We start from the raw sequence: 15,388 nt of genomic DNA, 5'->3' as shown, positions 1-15,388 counted from the left end.
TCTAGCTGCGCGAAAAACCGGCCGAGGTGGGAGGTCACCGGCCGGGCACGCATTGATGGGTCTTTTCAGGCTAGAAGCGGCTTATAGGCAAATGTTTCTGCAAGCGAAACCCCGAAAATTCCGGAATCGACAGGAACCAGCCATATTTGCGCACCTCCGGCCATGCAGCGCGCTTCGCGCGCGGCGAAACAGCGCCGGGAATGTCAGGGGCGGCCGGGGATGACGAGAACCTTGACCTCTCCGGCCGCCGGCGGATGCGCAATGACGTCGGCTGCTTCGCCGAGCGTCACTTGCCGCGAGATCAACTTGTCGATCTCGATGGCGCCTGAGGCGACGAGGTCTGCTGCACGGCGGTGGACGAAGGGGTTTATGAAGGATCCGAGCACCCGCAGTTCGCGAAAGAGAATGTCGAACGGTTCGATTTCCACGTTCTCGCCCTTCGGCATGACGCCGAGGATCACGACGGTGCCACCGGACCTGGCAAGGCGAGTCGACTGCATGACGGTTTCGGCAACGCCGGCGCATTCGATGACGACATCGACCCCGCCGGGAACGAGCCCGGTGTCACCGGCGATCTGTTCGATGATATCGGTAGAGGAAGGATCGACCGTCGCCGTTGCGCCAATCTCTTCGGCAAGACGGCGCTTTGCCGCCTGTCGTGTGGAAAGAATGACCGTCGTTGCGCCGGCGAGGCGGACGAGCTGCACGACCAGTAGGCCGATCACACCGCCGCCAAGGACGACGACGGAGGAGCCGGCGCGAATGCCCGCCATATCCACGCCATGCAGGCAGCAGGCGAGCGGCTCGCAAAAGGCGCCATGAACGGGGTCGAGGCTCAGTGGTATGTCATGGGCCTGCTTGCGGGGCATAATCACGTATTCTGCAAAACCACCGTCACGATGGATGCCGATCGCCCGGAGATTGCGGCAGAGATTGATGCGCCCGGCGGTACATTGCGGACAGGTACCGCAAGCGATGTTGGGGTCGCCTGTGATTCTCGCGCCGATTGCGATATCGGAGACCCTGCTTCCGACCGCCTCGACGATGCCGCAGAATTCGTGGCCGAGCGTCACCGGCGGGGTCGAGGGGAATTCGCCGTGCAGCAGATGCCGGTCCGTGCCGCAGATGCCGCAGGCTTCGACCCGCACCAGCAGATCGTCCGGGCCGGGTAGGGGCTTTGGCACTTCTGCGACCCGCAGCTGACCGATTCCTTCGAGCCGCAATGCCTTCATCGCCCTGCCTCCTCGCCCTGTCCGCATGGGCATAGGAGCCGCAAAGCAGGTTTGCGTCAAGGCGAGCGCGGCTGTTCAAGAGAGGGCGGCCGGTCGGGCCGGCGGCCCGGCTGCCGGCAGCGCCTTGGCGAAGTGGTCGCCTTGTCAAAAAGATTGGTGAGATCGCGAACTTACGGGGCGCGATTGCGTTTTACAACGACGTTAGGGCCGTCTTATAAAAGAGCAGACCGACAACGCCTTTCAGAGGCCGGGGAGGACAGATCATGGAATGGAAGGGCCGCCGCCAATCCGACAATATCGAAGACCAGCGCGGCGCGAGCCCCGGTGGCGGCAACCCGTTTGGGCGGGGGGGCGGTTTCCGCATGCCAGGCGGTGGCGGCGGCATGCGGCGCGCCGGAGGCGGTATGAGCTTCGGTACGATTATCTTCCTCGTCGTGCTCTATTTCATCCTCAAGGCCATGGGCATCGACATGCTGCAGGTGCTGGAAGGCGGCGGGGGCCAGGTCCAGATGCCGGGCTTCGAGCAGAGCGATGGTTCGCCGGCACCGCGCGGATCCGCTCAAGAAGAGGAAATGAAGCAGTTCATGGCGACGGTGCTCGCCGAGACTGAAGACACCTGGAACGGCATCTTCCAGGCAAACGGCCAGCAGTATGAAGAGCCGAAGATGGTGCTCTTCCGTGGCCAGGTGCGTTCTGCCTGCGGCTTTGCTTCGGCTGCCTCCGGGCCGTTCTATTGCCCGGGCGACCGCAAGGTCTATCTCGACATGAGCTTCTTCGACGAACTCGCGCAGAAGTTCGATGCGGCCGGCGACTTCGCCCAGGCCTATGTCGTCGCGCATGAGGTCGGCCATCATGTCCAGAACCTGATCGGCGTTCTGCCGAAGTTCAACCAGATGCGCCAGTCGATGAGCGAGACCGAAGCCAACCAGATGTCGGTGCGCGTCGAACTGCAGGCCGATTGCTTCGCCGGTGTCTGGGGCAAGTACACCCAGCAGAAGGGCCTGCTCGAACAGGGCGACCTTGAAGAGGCGCTGAACGCGGCCACGCAGATCGGCGATGATACGCTGCAGAAGCGCATGCAGGGCTATGTCGTTCCCGAGAGCTTCAATCACGGGACCTCCGAGCAGCGCATGCGCTGGTTCAAGCGCGGCTTCGACAGCGGCAAGATGACGGCCTGTGATACTTTCTCGGGCGCAGCCTGATTTCTTTGAACCAGAATCATTCGAAAGGGCCGGCTTGTCTGCCGGCCCTTTCGTTTGTGGCTTAGCGCTCGCTGTCCATGTGGGCGAGCTGGGCTTCTGGATACCGCGCGCCGGCTGCCGCATTCTTCGGCACTGCCTGTTCGATCACCGTCAGATCGTCTGCGCTGAGATGGACGTCGCGCGACGACAGGGCCTCTGCCAGTCGATCACGCCGCCGCGCGCCGACGAGCGGCACGATGTCCTTGCCCTTGGCCGCAACCCAGGCGATCGCGATCTGAGCCACCGACACGCCCTTGCCTTCGGCGATCCGTCTCAAAGCCTCGACGAGGGCGAGGTTTCGATCGATGTTGCCTTCCTGAAACCGCGGGCTCATGGCGCGGAAATCGCCCTTGCCGGCCGCACCTTTCTGCCAATGGCCGCTGATCAGCCCGCGTGAAAGGACCCCGTAGGCGGTGATGCCGATACCGAGTTCGCGGCAGGTCGGCAGGATTTCATCCTCGATGCCGCGCGAAATCAGCGAATACTCGATCTGCAGGTCGACGATCGGATGCACGGCCGCCGCACGCCGGATGGTTTCTGATCCGACTTCCGAGAGGCCGACATGCCTGACGTAACCCGCCTTCACCAGATCGGCGATTGCGCCAATGGTGTCCTCGATCGGCACATCCGGGTCGAGCCGGGCGGGACGATAGATGTCGATATGGTCGACGCCGAGCCTCTGCAGCGTGTAGGCGAGAAAATTGCGAACGGCCTTGGGCCGGCAATCGTAGCCCAACCAGTTGCCGGCGGCATCGCGCAGGGCGCCGAACTTCACGCTCAGCAGCGCCCTGTCGCGCCTTCCGCCCTTCAACGCTTCGCCGATCAGCATCTCGTTGTGACCCATGCCGTAGAAATCGCCGGTGTCGAGCAGCGTGATGCCGGCTTCCAGCGCTGCATGGATCGTGGCGATGCTTTCGGCCCGATCCGCAGGGCCGTACATGCCGGACATGCCCATGCAACCGAGGCCGAGCGCCGAAACCGAGGGACCGGACTTTCCGAGTGAAACGTAATCCATCTTCGTTCTCCTTCGACAAGGCCGAAAACCAGCCGGCCGTTTGCTCGGTCTCCTGTTTACTTCGTTCGATGCCGTGCGATAATCCGATCTCAATCGAACGACTTGTACGAAATTCCGCACAATGGACGACTTGCCGCTTGCCGATCTCGATGCCTTCACCGCAGTGGCCGCGGCGCGGAGTTTCCGCGCGGCTGCGAAGAAGCGCGGCGTTTCCGCGTCGGCGCTGAGCGAGGCGCTCCGCCGCCTTGAAGCGAAGCTGCAGGTGCGCCTGCTCAACCGCACGACCCGCAGCGTCACCCTGACGGAGGCGGGCACGCGGCTGCTCGATCGGCTGACGCCGGCCCTCGGCGAGATCGCCGGTGCGCTCGATCAGGTCAACGAGATGCGCGACAGTCCGGCGGGAACGCTAAAACTGAACGTTCCGACCATCGTCGCGCGCGAAATTCTACCTCCGATCATCGGCCGGTTCTTGCGCGAGCACCCGGCAATTTCCCTGGAGGTTACGGCGGAGGACGGTTTCGTCGATGTCCTCGCTGCCGGTTTCGATGCGGGCGTCCGCTACGAGGAACGCGTCGAGCGCGACATGATCGCGATCCCGATCGGGCCGAGCCGCCAGCGTTATGTCACCGCCGCGGCGCCGGATTATCTCGCAAGGCGCGGCGTGCCCGGCCATCCGCGCGACCTGCTTGAACACGCCTGCATTCGCCACCGCTTCGCCAGCGGCTTCTCGCTTCCCTGGGAGTTCGGCGAGGGCGAGGCGGCGCTGACGATCGCGCCGCCAGCCGTCGTCACCGCCAACACGATCGATCTCGAACTCGGGGCGGCCATCGACGGCCTTGGCGTGATCCGGACCTTCGAGGAATTCATCGCGCCCGCGGTCGCCGCAGGGCGTCTGGTGCTCATCCTTGAGGCGTGGACGACGAGCTTCTCCGGTCCGCTTCTCTATTATGCAAGCCGCAAGCATATGCCGGCGGCGTTGCGTGCCTTCGTGGACTTCCTGAAGCGCGAACAGCGGCGGGATCATCGCTGAGGCATAGGCTGTAGATCGCTCGACCTATCAACCATTGCGATAGTCCCATCAGAAAATTTGAGACGTTCACGGATTGTTTCGTACGAAATGATCCGTTACACCTAAATTGGTAGCGTTGTTCACGTTCTGTCTCTTTTCCCGGGGCAGGCCGCCGGGGAGGGATCGCATGCGCGACGAGAAATTTGTGCGACGCGGCCTGTTCCTCGTCTTCCTCATCCTGTTTCTCGATATCATTGGCATCGCAATCATCGTGCCGGTGCTGCCGGCCTATCTTGAGGAATTGACCGGCGCCAATGTCAGCGAGGCGGCGATCGATGGTGGATGGCTGCTGCTCGTCTATGCGGCGATGCAGTTTCTCTTTGCGCCGCTGATCGGCAATCTCAGCGATCGATTCGGCCGCCGCCCGGTGCTGCTCGCATCCGTCTTCACTTTCGCGCTCGACAACCTGATCTGCGCGCTCGCCACCAGCTACTGGATGCTGTTCATCGGTCGTGTACTCGCCGGCGTCAGCGGCGCCAGCTTCGGCACGGCATCGGCCTACATCGCCGACATCAGTCATGACGGGAACCGAGCCAAGAATTTCGGGCTGATCGGCATTGCCTTTGGTACCGGCTTCGCGCTCGGGCCGGTGCTTGGCGGTCTGCTTGGCGAACTCGGCCCGCGGGTCCCGTTCTACGGCGCGGCAGCGCTGTCCTTCGTCAACTTTATCCTTGGCGTATTCCTGCTACCCGAGACGCTCGACAGCGCCAACCGCCGCCGCTTCGAGTGGAAACGCGCCAACCCGCTCGGCGCCCTCAAGCAGATGCGCAATTACCCCGGCATCGGCTGGGTGGGGCTGGTGTTCTTTCTCTTTTGGCTTGCCCATTCGGTCTATCCGGCCGTCTGGTCCTTCGTTTCCAGCTACCGCTACGGCTGGAGCGAGGGGCAGATCGGACTTTCGCTCGGGATCTTCGGTATCGGCGGTGCCTTCGTCATGGCCGTCATCCTGCCGCGCGTGGTGCCGCGGCTTGGGGAGTGGCGCACGGCCGTGCTCGGCCTGACCTTCACCACGCTCGGAGCCATCGGCTATGCCGGCGCCTGGCAGGGGTGGATGATCTATGCGGTGATCATCGCGACCGCGCTCGAAAGCCTCGCTGATCCGCCGCTGCGCAGTATCGCCGCGGCCCACGTGCCGTCGTCGGCACAAGGCGAGCTTCAGGGCGCGCTGACCAGCATCGGCAGCATCACCACGATCATCGGTCCGTTGATCTTCACCCAGGCCTTCGGTTATTTCACCAGCCCTGCCGCGCCCGTCGCCTTTGCCGGCGCGCCCTATGCGCTCGCCAGTTGCTTCCTCGTCGGCGCGCTTATCGTGTTCTTCCTGAAGATACCGAGAAGCAGGGCGGTCGGACCGGAAGGCGCGGAGAATGTCGGGCCGGCCGACGCCGTAGCGCCGGACGAGCCAGAGGCGATGGAGCGGCCACGATTGCACGGAAATTGATCAATTTTCGTGATCTATCGATGAAACTTTGAGCAACCTCGCCCTTGCGGCTGGCTCTTTGCCCGACGGTATTCTATTTCCGGATTCCTCCCCCCCGTTCTTCGGTTGCGGCCCGGAGCCGCATTGACTGCCAGGAATCTGCCATGCTGACCGCGAATGCGAGCCCGATACCGTTGACGACCGACAATTCCTGGCGGACGCACTATCGCGCGAGCTTCTATCTGGGCGTGCCGTTCATCGGTGCGCAGCTTGCGCAGCTCGCGATCAACACGACGGACGTCCTGATGGTCGGTAAGCTCGGCGCCACCGAGCTCGCGGCGATCATCCTCGCGACCCAGATGTATTTCACCGTCTATGTTTTCGGCAACGGATTTGCCAATGCGGTGGTGCCGATGGCAGCACAGGCCGTCGGCCGTGGCGACAAGGTTTCGGTGCGCCGCTCGGTGCGCATGGGCATGTGGGTGGTGATGCTCTACGGCCTGTTGACCGCGCCGATCCTCTGGATGGCCGAGCCGATCCTGCTATTTGCCGGCCAGCAGCCCAAGGTCGCAGCCCTTGCAGGAGAATATGTCCGCATCGCGCAATGGGCGATCTTCCCCGGTCTCATCTTCATGGTGCTGAGGGCCTTCCTAAGTGGCCTGGAGAGGGCAGGGATCATTCTCTATGTCACGCTGGCGACGCTCGTGCTCAATGCCGCGCTCTGCTACGTGCTGATCTTCGGCCACTTCGGCCTCCCGAAACTCGGCATCTTCGGTGCGGCGGTCGCAGCGCTTGGCGTTGCCGTGCTCGGCGCGGCGTTGACGATCGGCTATATCAAGAGCAAGCCGGAGCTCAACCAGTACGAACTCTTCGTCCGCTTCTGGCGGCCCGACTGGGTCGCCTTCCGCGAAGTCGTTTTTCTCGGAATTCCGATTTCGCTGACGATCCTTGCCGAGGTCAGCCTGTTCACCGTCGCCTCGCTGCTGATGGGCACGATCGGCACGGTCGAGCTTGCGGCGCACGGCATCGCGCTGCAATTCGCCTCGATGGCCTTCATGATCCCGCTCGGGCTTGCGCAGGCCGCCACGGTGCGGGTCGGGCTTGCCTATGGCCGCGGTGACCTCCTGGGCGTTCGGCGCGCGGCGATCGCTTCGCTGGTGCTCGGCGCCGGCTTTGCCATTGTCGGCAGCGCCATCTTCGCATTCTTCCCCAGCCAACTGGCTGCCCTTTATCTCGACACAGCCCGTCCGGACGCTGCGGCGGTGCTTGCCTTCGCGGCTCCGCTGATTGTCATTGCCGGTGCGTTTCAGCTCGTCGATGGCATGCAGGCGATCGCCGCCGGCATGCTGCGCGGCCTGAAGGACACAAAGGTGCCGATGCTGCTGGCGATGGTTTCTTATTGGCCGATCGGCTTCGTCTGCGCCTGGCTCTTGGCCTTTCCCTTCAATTTCGGCGGGATCGGCGTGTGGTTCGGCTTCGTCCTCGGGCTTGCAGCCGCCGCGGTGCTGTTGAACTGGCGCTTCTTCCGGATGCTCGGCGAGATCACGGCGAAGGCTGCCGCCAAGGGCGCCTGACTTGGGGCGAAGAAGAGAAAAGAAAAAGCCGGACGGGCAGGGGATGCCGTCCGGCTTACAATGGCGGTCGCCTCAGGGGAAGGGAACGACGGCCGCTTACTACCACGCTTCGTTTTACGAAGCTTTGGAACTGCTAGACGTTGAAGCCGTCGAGCCGTTCCGAACCCTGGCGATCGCGCTGGAGGTCGCGTATCGTCCGGGCAAAGTCGATCAAGAATACGAGACTAATGACCGCTGCCGCGATCATGAATAGGGTGGCCATAGTGCCCTCCATCAACGGAAGATTTTCTGAGTCGCGTAGCGCTCGCGCCGGTCACGGGACTCGTTGCGCAGTCCATGTATCGTCGCAAAGATCATCGCGAAAAACATCGCCATCGAAAACAGAGCAAGTCCCATAGCCGTAATCCTTTCGCATCCTAAACGGCAGTACGTTCAAAAAAGTTCCGTTGTTACTGGCACTACACTTAACGTCTTTGCTGTGAAGCACCGTTGAACATGGCATTCATCTAGCATTCATTCTTTCTGTCCCGCTGTTTCCCAGGGAACAGGGTCAACCGCCGTACAACTCTTGCGATCTGTCGCCGTCCGTGACAAAAGGCTTCACCAAACGGAAACAGGTGCGATGACCACGGCATTTTATCCCGGCTCCTTCGATCCGATGACGAACGGGCATCTCGATGTGCTCGTGCAGGCGCTGAACGTGGCGGCGAAAGTCATCGTCGCGATCGGCATCCACCCCGGCAAAGCACCACTCTTCTCCTTCGACGAACGCGCCGAGCTCATCCGCCGCTCGCTCCAGGAATTTCTGCCGGACAGGGCAGGCGACATCGATGTCGTTTCCTTCGACAATCTGGTCGTCGACGCGGCGCGAGAGCGCGGCGCAAAGCTGCTTGTGCGCGGCCTTCGCGATGGCACCGACCTCGACTACGAGATGCAGATGGCCGGGATGAACCGGCAGATGGCGCCGGATATCCAGACCTTGTTCTTGCCGGCGGGCACGGCATCACGGCCCATTACGGCCACATTGGTCCGCCAGATCGCGGCCATGGGCGGCGACGTCAGTGCCTTCGTGCCCAAGTCCGTCTACGAAGCACTGCAGGCCAAACGCCGTACCTGACGGGCGGCCCCAAATTCACCACGCAGGGAGAAACCATGAAAATCCTCCACCTCGCATTTGCCGGCGCCATCGCGCTTGCCTCCTTCACGGGCACGGCGCTTGCGCAAGCGGCCGACAACTTCATCACCATCACGCTCAAGGATGGTCCGGTCGTCGTCGAACTCAGGCCTGACATCGCGCCGAAGCATGTCGAGCAGATCAAGGCGCTGGCCGCGGCCGGTGAATACGACAACGTCGCTTTCCACCGCGTGATCAAGGGCTTCATGGCCCAGACCGGCGACGTGCAGTATGGCGACATGGAAAACGGCTACCAGCCGCAGGCTGCCGGCACCGGCGGTTCGTCGCGTCCGGACGTCCCGGCAGAGTTCTCCGACGTCCCGTTTGAACGCGGCACGGTCGGCATGGCCCGCTCGCAGGACCCGAACAGCGCGAATTCGCAGTTCTTCATCATGTTCGCCCCGGGCGACTTCCTCAACGGCCAGTACACGGTCGTCGGCAAGGTCGTCTCCGGCATGGAGAATGTCGACAAGATCAAGCTCGGCGACGACGCCAACAACGGCTCCGTCACCGATCCCGACCGCATGATCAGCGTCAAGGTCGGCAAGTAAAATCAACAGAAGGAGAAAACCCATGGCCGAGATCAAGGATCCGGAAAACACGATCATCCTGGAGACCACCAAGGGCAAAGTCGTCATCGAGCTTCTGCCCGACGTCGCTCCGGGGCATGTCGCCCGCATCAAGGAACTGACCCGCGAAGGCGCCTATGACGGCGTGGTATTCCACCGCGTGATCGAGGACTTCATGGCCCAGACCGGCGACGTGCAGTACGGCAAGACCGGCGGCGAGCACTTCAACCCGGCCCGCGCCGGCATGGGCGGCTCCTCAAAGCCGGACCTGAAGGCCGAATTCTCGAACGTCAGCCACGTTCGCGGCACGTGCTCGATGGCCCGTAGCCAGATGCCGAACTCGGCCAACTCGCAGTTCTTCATCTGCTTCACCGACGCGCCGTGGCTCAACAAGCAGTACTCTGTCTGGGGCCAGGTCATCGAAGGCATGGACAACATCGACAAGATCAAGCGCGGCGAGCCGGTGCGCGATCCCGATACGATCGTCACGATGCGGGTTGCCGCAGACGCCTGATTTGCGCTAATGCACGAACCCGCCCCGGTCGCCAACTGCGCCGGGGCGGGTTTGCTTTTGTCTGAAGATAACAATGCGCGTAGACCTGTTCGACTTCGACCTCCCGGAAACTTCGATTGCGCTTCGGCCCGCAAGCCCGCGCGACAGCGCCCGTATGCTCGTGGTGCGCCCCGATGGCGCCGACGTTCTTGCGGACAGGGGCGTGCTCGACCTGCCGTCGTTCCTGAGGGAAGGCGACGCGCTTGTCTTCAACGACACCAAGGTGATCCCGGCGCAGCTCGAAGGCATCCGCCGCCGCGGCGAGGAGATCGCGACGCAAGTTTCGCTGACGCTGCATATGCGGGTCGCACCCGACCGCTGGAAGGCTTTCGCCCGCCCGGCACGACGCCTCAAGGTCGACGACCGCATTGCCTTCGGCCACGGTGGCTCAAGCTGCTTTCTTGGAACGCTCGACGCGACCGTCGAGGAAAAGGGCGATGCCGGCGAAGTGACGCTGCGCTTTGATCTCTCGGGTCCCTCGCTTGACGAGGCGATCATGGCGGTCGGCCACATTCCCTTGCCGCCTTACATCGCCTCCAAGCGCGCCGAGGATGCGCAGGACCGCGCCGACTACCAGACCATGTATGCCCGAGAGGAGGGCGCCGTTGCGGCGCCGACCGCCGGTCTGCATTTCACCGACCGTCTTTTCGCCAAGCTCGACGAGGCCGGCATCGAGCGCCACTTCGTGACGCTGCATGTGGGTGCGGGCACGTTCCTGCCGGTCAAGGCTGATGATACCGACGACCACGTGATGCACCAGGAGATCGGTCACGTCGATGCCCGGACCGCCGAGAGGCTGAACGCCGTCAAGACGAGGGGCGGGCGCATCGTCTGCGTCGGCACGACCTCGCTGCGGTTGATCGAAAGCGCCACCTCGGAAGACGGCACGGTCAAGTCCTGGTCCGGTCCGACGGGTATCTTCATCACGCCCGGCTACCGCTTCCGCGCGGTGGACATGCTGATGACCAATTTCCATCTGCCGAAATCAACGCTGTTCATGCTGGTTTCGGCCTTCAGCGGCCTGGACACGATGCGCGCGGCCTACGCGCACGCGATCGAAACCGGCTACCGCTTCTACTCCTATGGCGACGCCAGCCTGCTTTTCCGGAAAGACTAAATGACCGAGACCTTCCAGTTCAAGCTACACAAGACCGACGGCAAGGCCCGTCGCGGCGAAGTGTCCATGCCGCGCGGCACGATCCGCACGCCGGCCTTCATGCCCGTCGGTACCGTCGGCACGGTCAAGGCGATGTATCTCGACCAGGTCAAGGATCTTGGCGCCGACATCATTCTCGGCAATACCTACCACCTGATGCTGCGCCCAGGCGCCGAACGCGTCGCGCGGCTCGGCGGTCTGCATGGCCTGATCCGCTGGCAGGGCCCGATCCTGACGGATTCGGGCGGCTTCCAGGTCATGTCGCTGGCGGGCCTTCGCAAGCTCGACGAGCAGGGCGTCACCTTCAAGAGCCACGTCGATGGTGCGCTCTTCCATATGTCGCCGGAGCGCTCGATCGAGATTCAAGGCTTGCTCGACAGCGACATCCAGATGCAGCTCGACGAATGCGTGGCGCTGCCGGCCGAGCCAAAGGAAATCGAGCGCGCGATGGAAATGTCGCTGCGTTGGGCCGAGCGCTGCAAGGTCGCCTTCGGCGACCAGCCGGGCAAGGCGATGTTCGGCATCGTGCAGGGCGGCGATATCCCGAAGCTGCGCGAACGCTCGGCTGAAGCGCTGAAGGGCCTCGATCTCAAGGGCTATGCGGTGGGCGGTCTCGCCGTCGGCGAGCCGCAGGAGGTAATGCTGCGCATGCTCGACATTACCTGCCCGATCATGCCGGTGGACAAGCCCCGTTACCTGATGGGCGTCGGTACGCCAGACGACATCCTGCGGTCGGTCGCCGAGGGCATCGACATGTTCGACTGCGTGATGCCGACCCGCTCGGGACGCCACGGCCTCGCGTTCACGCGCCACGGCCGCATCAACCTGCGCAATGCCCGTCACGCCGAAGACATGCGCCCGCTCGACGAGCAATCCTCTTGCCCTGCGACGCGCGACTATTCGCGTGCCTATCTGCACCATCTGATCCGCTCGAACGAATCGCTCGGCGGCATGCTGCTCAGCTGGAACAATCTGGCCTACTATCAGGAACTGATGGCCGGAATTCGCCTGGCGATCGAAGAAGGTCGCTTCGCTGACTTCATGGCCGAAACGCAGGAAACCTGGCGGCGAGGGGACCTTCCCCCGGTCTGATGGTCGCCAGCGGACCGATGTCTCAGATGGCCGGTCCCGACGCCGACTGCAAAATCATCACGCCGTTGATCTTGTAGCTGCCATCCGGCTGTTTCACGAGTTCGTAAACTGCGGTCCAGTCCTTGCCGTCTGGCGCCGAGATCAGAACTTCCTGCAGCACCTGGTCGCCAACAACCTTCGATCGACCAAAAGCAAAGTTGCCAGGCCGGTAGACGGGCTGGTAGCCGCGCTTCACCATCTCGAAGAAGCTTGCCTTATCGGGAAACTTGCCGCGGATCGCGGGTGAAGCGAAGGAGTAGGCGGTCTCGGCATCATCCTGCAGAAAGGCAGTGATCTGTTCCCGTATGATCGTTCGCGCCGTATCGACGGGTTCCTCCGCACAAGCGGCAGTCGCGGCTGCCAGTTGTGCCACCATACCGAGGGCAATCGCAAAGCTCCTGAACATCGCCGATCTCCATAGCCGCAATGTAAGACCATAGGACAGTCGCGGCTTTTGGAAACAGGAGTTTTGGTGGCAGCTTCAGATAGTTGCTCAGATCTGTCTATGTAAATCGTGTTAATTCAATTTGTTGTCTGGTGATATGAAAGTCAGATATCAGATATCATAAGTTGGTGATGTCCGCGTAATGGCGTGCGCAGGCTGGCGGCGGCGAAGCGCCCGTTGCCAATGGGCGATCTAGTTGAACGTTGTCGCCATCCATTCCTGCCATTTCGGCTCGCTGTCTTTCGCGCGCGCCTTGGCACCGTCTCCATAGTGATAGAGCGCGATGCTGGCATTGGTGCCTTCGCCGGTCGAATAGCTTCCGATGAGCGCGACGCCGGCGCCGGGTTCCTTCAGGCGCAGCAGCAGATAGCGTTGCTTGGTGTCCTGCTGTACCCGTTCGACGATGCCGTCAAGGCGTTCGGGCCGTGGTGGCGTGCTGCGCTCCTCGCCGACATTGGCGCCGAGAAGTCCCAGCGCTTCGTTCAGGCGTTCCCAGACTCTTGCCTGCGGTTCCCCGGTTGAAACCATGGCGAAGCTGCTGACCGCCTTCTCGCCGGCGAAATGTGCGAGATAGATCTTCAGGATCTCGAAGAACGCCGGCCATCCGCCCTCGAAGCCTTCCAACTGGTCGTCCCAGTCGTCGTTCGCTGTGAACAGCGAATGCACCATGCGCAGCACGCAACGATCGCCGGAACGCGCCGTGACGGTGATTTCGGTTGCGACCGGCGGCGCGCCCTCGCTCCACTCGCGTTCCACATAGGCAAAGCGGGCAGGCGGCTCCCAATGCGTCACTTCGCCGGTCGAGCTGCCGTTCGGACCGAAGTCGAAGGCGATCTTGCCCCCGACCCGCTCATCGATTTCCGTCTTGGTGAACCAGGCATTGTTGCCGCTGCCGGTTGCGATCGCCTGCCAGACCTCTTCGGGCGAGCCGGGCACGATCAGTTCCATTTCAACCCAGCGCTTTCCGCTGCCATCCTTCTTGATCGGCATGGGTTATCCTTTCAGGAGTTGGTGTCGTCGGGTTCGCCCTTGGCTGCGCTCTCGTCGCTCGGCCCAGGGTAGGAGGCGATGATGAGCCGGTGCGGCCGGGCGTCCGGCGCGCCTTCATCGTGGTAGCGCGCGGCGAGCGCGCTCACCGCCTGGGCGAGATCGGCGGTAAAGGCGGCGCGCTCCGCAGGCGAACGAAAGTTGATCACGGTGTCGATCGACAGCGTCGCCAGGCGCTTGTCCTGCGTGCGGGCGCTGCGCAGCAGTCCGCCGACCTCACGGACCATGCGGGCCGCCAGTGCGACCATATAGCTCGCAGACAGGCGATCGCTGCTCCGCCCGGGGTCGGCAGCAATCGGCCCCAGCGCCGCCGGCGAAACTACATAGGACGTGGCGGTTGCGACCATCAGGCGCTCGGTCAACCCGCCCCAGCGGCGTTGCTCTGCCGGTTCTATCAGTTTGTGCTCTTCGAGCGCACGCAGATGGTAGTTGACCTTCTGGCGCGTCAGCCCCACCCGCACAGCCAGCGCGGCAGCCGATGCCGGCGCGGCAAGTTCCGCCAGCAAGCGGGCCTTGATCGGCTCCAGGGCAAGTGCGGCGGCGGCCGGCGCGTCTATGACATCGAGATCGAGCATGGTGCAATCATCGCCTTGACAGATTTTTTTGTCAAGGCGATGATTGCACCTAATGCGGGTAGGGGAATGCCGAGTGCCCGCTGGCATGCGCGACCTCAGCTATGCGGAGCCTTCCAACCATTCAGGCTCGCCCAATGGAGCCAGCCATGCGGAAAGGCGCTGAGCCGGGTTAGGTTCCCGGTTGAGCTTCTCCACGCGACGCGACGCTAACGTTTGCCGACCGCTTGGCAGGTCGTCGTTTTTCTCTGAATGTCACCACCCAAGGTAGCGGGAGGCAATGTATCGATGGAAGCGCGCCGATGAATACCGGAACGATCGAGATTTACCGCCCACGTGATGTTTCCACCCTGGGCGACTGGAACATCGGCGGTCTCAAGCTCAAAGCCTATGGCCTTGCCGCCGATGGCAGACACATCGATGACGCGATGGTTACGCTGGCTCAGTCATTCGTCCGACAGGACGTCATTCCGTGCGTGGCGGCTGGGGGCGATAGCAATGGCCTCGCTTTGTCATCGTCCATCCCGGCAGCCTCGGCATCTCCATCTCGGCTCACTGGTGGATACAAGGTTCGGTTCTGTGTCAGCGCAACTATCGGAAGCTCTATACGGCTTCTGAGCCGATGGATGCTGCAAGGAGACCGGCCATTGCCTGTGTTTGGGAATTGGCGCTGATCAACGCCGAGCAGGAAGCCTGGCGAAAGACGATGATGAAAGACAAACCTGATCCATTGGCCTACATGGAAGAGCGTGCCGCGTTTGGGACGGCTTGAGCGCCAGGGGCGTGCCGCAAGTGACGAGGGCGCGCTTTGCGCAAACGTTGGAGAGAGGGTCGCATGTCATCCTTGAACCCACCCGACCACATGCAATGTGGCAGCCAAGTTGAACTGTCCGCTTTGGCGCAAAGTAGAAATGTCACTTTGGGCGGCGCATCGTCAGCCATTTAGACATGCGACACTCGACATCTCCGTTGGCGCTGAGGCAAGCCCCCGACCGAACCGGCTGGACCGGGTTGCAAGGGAAGGGAGGGGGCGGATGAGACGCACCCATCGGCTTTAGCTTGGACAGTTGAAGCAGCCGGTCATTCCGCCGCATCGAGGTCAGAGAGCGCCTGTCGCCGCCGGGCAATGACCGCAGGATCGTTCATGAAATCCTTCCGACGTCCCGGACCGCGCGCGCGTCGAACGTAGC

The 15,388-nt window shown here is 62.7% G+C and carries 16 protein-coding genes; 10 read left to right on the top strand and 6 right to left on the bottom strand.

The genetic code is table 11. The annotated features are described in order from the left end of the window. Positions 1-203 precede the first annotated feature (203 nt). Positions 204-1,232, bottom strand: coding sequence for a zinc-dependent alcohol dehydrogenase family protein (locus IB272_RS10055; protein ID WP_192444374.1), 1,029 nt, complete (start codon positions 1,230-1,232; stop codon positions 204-206). A 263-nt stretch (positions 1,233-1,495) separates the two neighbouring features. Between IB272_RS10055 and IB272_RS10050 the strand changes: the two genes are divergently transcribed. Beyond that, the gene (locus IB272_RS10050) at positions 1,496-2,434 is read left to right on the top strand and encodes a neutral zinc metallopeptidase (RefSeq protein ID WP_034791344.1); all 939 of its coding nucleotides are present in this window, start codon (positions 1,496-1,498) and stop codon (positions 2,432-2,434) included. A 61-nt stretch (positions 2,435-2,495) separates the two neighbouring features. Here IB272_RS10050 and IB272_RS10045 read toward each other — a convergent pair whose 3' ends face one another. Further along, complete coding sequence (locus IB272_RS10045) at positions 2,496-3,488, bottom strand: aldo/keto reductase (protein ID WP_192444373.1); 993 nt, start codon at positions 3,486-3,488, stop codon at positions 2,496-2,498. A gap of 121 nt (positions 3,489-3,609) precedes the next feature. Here IB272_RS10045 and IB272_RS10040 point away from each other — a divergent pair, with 121 nt between their 5' ends. The 3 genes from IB272_RS10040 to IB272_RS10030 all read left to right on the top strand — a co-directional run bounded on the left by IB272_RS10040 (position 3,610) and on the right by IB272_RS10030 (position 7,551). Next, positions 3,610-4,518, top strand: coding sequence for a LysR family transcriptional regulator (locus IB272_RS10040; protein ID WP_112975384.1), 909 nt, complete (start codon positions 3,610-3,612; stop codon positions 4,516-4,518). Positions 4,519-4,684: 166 nt separating this feature from the next. Beyond that, the gene (locus IB272_RS10035; protein ID WP_134887981.1) at positions 4,685-5,998 is read left to right on the top strand and encodes a TCR/Tet family MFS transporter; all 1,314 of its coding nucleotides are present in this window, start codon (positions 4,685-4,687) and stop codon (positions 5,996-5,998) included. 143 nt (positions 5,999-6,141) lie between these two features. Next, the gene (locus IB272_RS10030; RefSeq protein ID WP_192444372.1) at positions 6,142-7,551 is read left to right on the top strand and encodes an MATE family efflux transporter; all 1,410 of its coding nucleotides are present in this window, start codon (positions 6,142-6,144) and stop codon (positions 7,549-7,551) included. Between the two features lie 133 nt (positions 7,552-7,684). Here the strand turns inward: IB272_RS10030 and IB272_RS35370 are convergent, their stop codons facing one another. Continuing rightward, positions 7,685-7,813, bottom strand: a complete 129-nt coding sequence (locus tag IB272_RS35370) for a hypothetical protein (RefSeq protein WP_255380878.1) — start codon at positions 7,811-7,813, stop codon at positions 7,685-7,687. Between the two features lie 360 nt (positions 7,814-8,173). Here IB272_RS35370 and coaD point away from each other — a divergent pair, with 360 nt between their 5' ends. The 5 genes from coaD to tgt all read left to right on the top strand — a co-directional run bounded on the left by coaD (position 8,174) and on the right by tgt (position 12,095). After that, positions 8,174-8,668, top strand: coding sequence for a pantetheine-phosphate adenylyltransferase (gene coaD / locus IB272_RS10025; protein ID WP_060517145.1), 495 nt, complete (start codon positions 8,174-8,176; stop codon positions 8,666-8,668). 35 nt (positions 8,669-8,703) lie between these two features. Continuing rightward, positions 8,704-9,276 carry a peptidylprolyl isomerase gene (locus IB272_RS10020; protein WP_034791360.1) on the top strand — a complete coding sequence of 191 codons (573 nt, stop codon included), beginning with the start codon at positions 8,704-8,706 and terminating at the stop codon, positions 9,274-9,276. A gap of 22 nt (positions 9,277-9,298) precedes the next feature. Continuing rightward, complete coding sequence (locus IB272_RS10015; RefSeq protein WP_192444371.1) at positions 9,299-9,808, top strand: peptidylprolyl isomerase; 510 nt, start codon at positions 9,299-9,301, stop codon at positions 9,806-9,808. Between the two features lie 73 nt (positions 9,809-9,881). Then, positions 9,882-10,964, top strand: a complete 1,083-nt coding sequence (queA, locus tag IB272_RS10010; RefSeq protein WP_060517147.1) for a tRNA preQ1(34) S-adenosylmethionine ribosyltransferase-isomerase QueA — start codon at positions 9,882-9,884, stop codon at positions 10,962-10,964. Beyond that, positions 10,965-12,095, top strand: a complete 1,131-nt coding sequence (tgt, locus tag IB272_RS10005; RefSeq protein WP_034791366.1) for a tRNA guanosine(34) transglycosylase Tgt — start codon at positions 10,965-10,967, stop codon at positions 12,093-12,095. Positions 12,096-12,117: 22 nt separating this feature from the next. On the opposite strand, the gene IB272_RS10000 is transcribed toward tgt, so the two are convergent. The 3 genes from IB272_RS10000 to IB272_RS09990 form a co-directional block, all read right to left on the bottom strand. Next, complete coding sequence (locus tag IB272_RS10000) at positions 12,118-12,540, bottom strand: DUF4864 domain-containing protein (RefSeq protein ID WP_060582133.1); 423 nt, start codon at positions 12,538-12,540, stop codon at positions 12,118-12,120. A gap of 231 nt (positions 12,541-12,771) precedes the next feature. Next, positions 12,772-13,569 (bottom strand): SRPBCC domain-containing protein, encoded by a 798-nt coding sequence (locus tag IB272_RS09995; protein ID WP_063894944.1) that lies wholly within the window; start codon positions 13,567-13,569, stop codon positions 12,772-12,774. An 11-nt stretch (positions 13,570-13,580) separates the two neighbouring features. Beyond that, on the bottom strand, positions 13,581-14,201 hold the full coding sequence (locus tag IB272_RS09990) for a helix-turn-helix domain-containing protein (protein WP_192444370.1): 621 nt from the start codon (positions 14,199-14,201) through the stop codon (positions 13,581-13,583). 299 nt (positions 14,202-14,500) lie between these two features. Here IB272_RS09990 and IB272_RS09985 point away from each other — a divergent pair, with 299 nt between their 5' ends. Next, positions 14,501-14,872, top strand: coding sequence for a hypothetical protein (locus IB272_RS09985; RefSeq protein ID WP_246810342.1), 372 nt, complete (start codon positions 14,501-14,503; stop codon positions 14,870-14,872). Positions 14,873-15,388 lie beyond the last annotated feature (516 nt).

This window comes from Ensifer sp. ENS08 (assembly GCF_014852195.1).
GTDB lineage: Bacteria > Pseudomonadota > Alphaproteobacteria > Rhizobiales > Rhizobiaceae > Ensifer > Ensifer adhaerens.
The sequence above is the reverse complement of the archived record's forward strand: the minus strand, read 5'-3'. Positions and strand labels throughout refer to the sequence as shown.

Bases quoted from the DNA above. Each gene is read 5' to 3' on its own strand.
- tgt (WP_034791366.1), top strand. From the start codon at position 10,965: ATGACCGAGACCTTCCAGTTCAAGCTACACAAGACCGACGGCAAGGCC.
- coaD (WP_060517145.1), top strand. From the start codon at position 8,174: ATGACCACGGCATTTTATCCCGGCTCCTTCGATCCGATGACGAACGGG.
- IB272_RS09990 (WP_192444370.1), bottom strand. From the start codon at position 14,201: ATGCTCGATCTCGATGTCATAGACGCGCCGGCCGCCGCCGCACTTGCC.
- IB272_RS10015 (WP_192444371.1), top strand. From the start codon at position 9,299: ATGGCCGAGATCAAGGATCCGGAAAACACGATCATCCTGGAGACCACC.
- IB272_RS10035 (WP_134887981.1), top strand. From the start codon at position 4,685: ATGCGCGACGAGAAATTTGTGCGACGCGGCCTGTTCCTCGTCTTCCTC.
- queA (WP_060517147.1), top strand. From the start codon at position 9,882: ATGCGCGTAGACCTGTTCGACTTCGACCTCCCGGAAACTTCGATTGCG.
- IB272_RS10020 (WP_034791360.1), top strand. From the start codon at position 8,704: ATGAAAATCCTCCACCTCGCATTTGCCGGCGCCATCGCGCTTGCCTCC.
- IB272_RS35370 (WP_255380878.1), bottom strand. From the start codon at position 7,813: ATGGCCACCCTATTCATGATCGCGGCAGCGGTCATTAGTCTCGTATTC.
- IB272_RS10055 (WP_192444374.1), bottom strand. From the start codon at position 1,232: ATGAAGGCATTGCGGCTCGAAGGAATCGGTCAGCTGCGGGTCGCAGAA.
- IB272_RS10040 (WP_112975384.1), top strand. From the start codon at position 3,610: ATGGACGACTTGCCGCTTGCCGATCTCGATGCCTTCACCGCAGTGGCC.
- IB272_RS10050 (WP_034791344.1), top strand. From the start codon at position 1,496: ATGGAATGGAAGGGCCGCCGCCAATCCGACAATATCGAAGACCAGCGC.
- IB272_RS10045 (WP_192444373.1), bottom strand. From the start codon at position 3,488: ATGGATTACGTTTCACTCGGAAAGTCCGGTCCCTCGGTTTCGGCGCTC.
- IB272_RS10000 (WP_060582133.1), bottom strand. From the start codon at position 12,540: ATGTTCAGGAGCTTTGCGATTGCCCTCGGTATGGTGGCACAACTGGCA.
- IB272_RS09995 (WP_063894944.1), bottom strand. From the start codon at position 13,569: ATGCCGATCAAGAAGGATGGCAGCGGAAAGCGCTGGGTTGAAATGGAA.
- IB272_RS10030 (WP_192444372.1), top strand. From the start codon at position 6,142: ATGCTGACCGCGAATGCGAGCCCGATACCGTTGACGACCGACAATTCC.
- IB272_RS09985 (WP_246810342.1), top strand. From the start codon at position 14,501: ATGAATACCGGAACGATCGAGATTTACCGCCCACGTGATGTTTCCACC.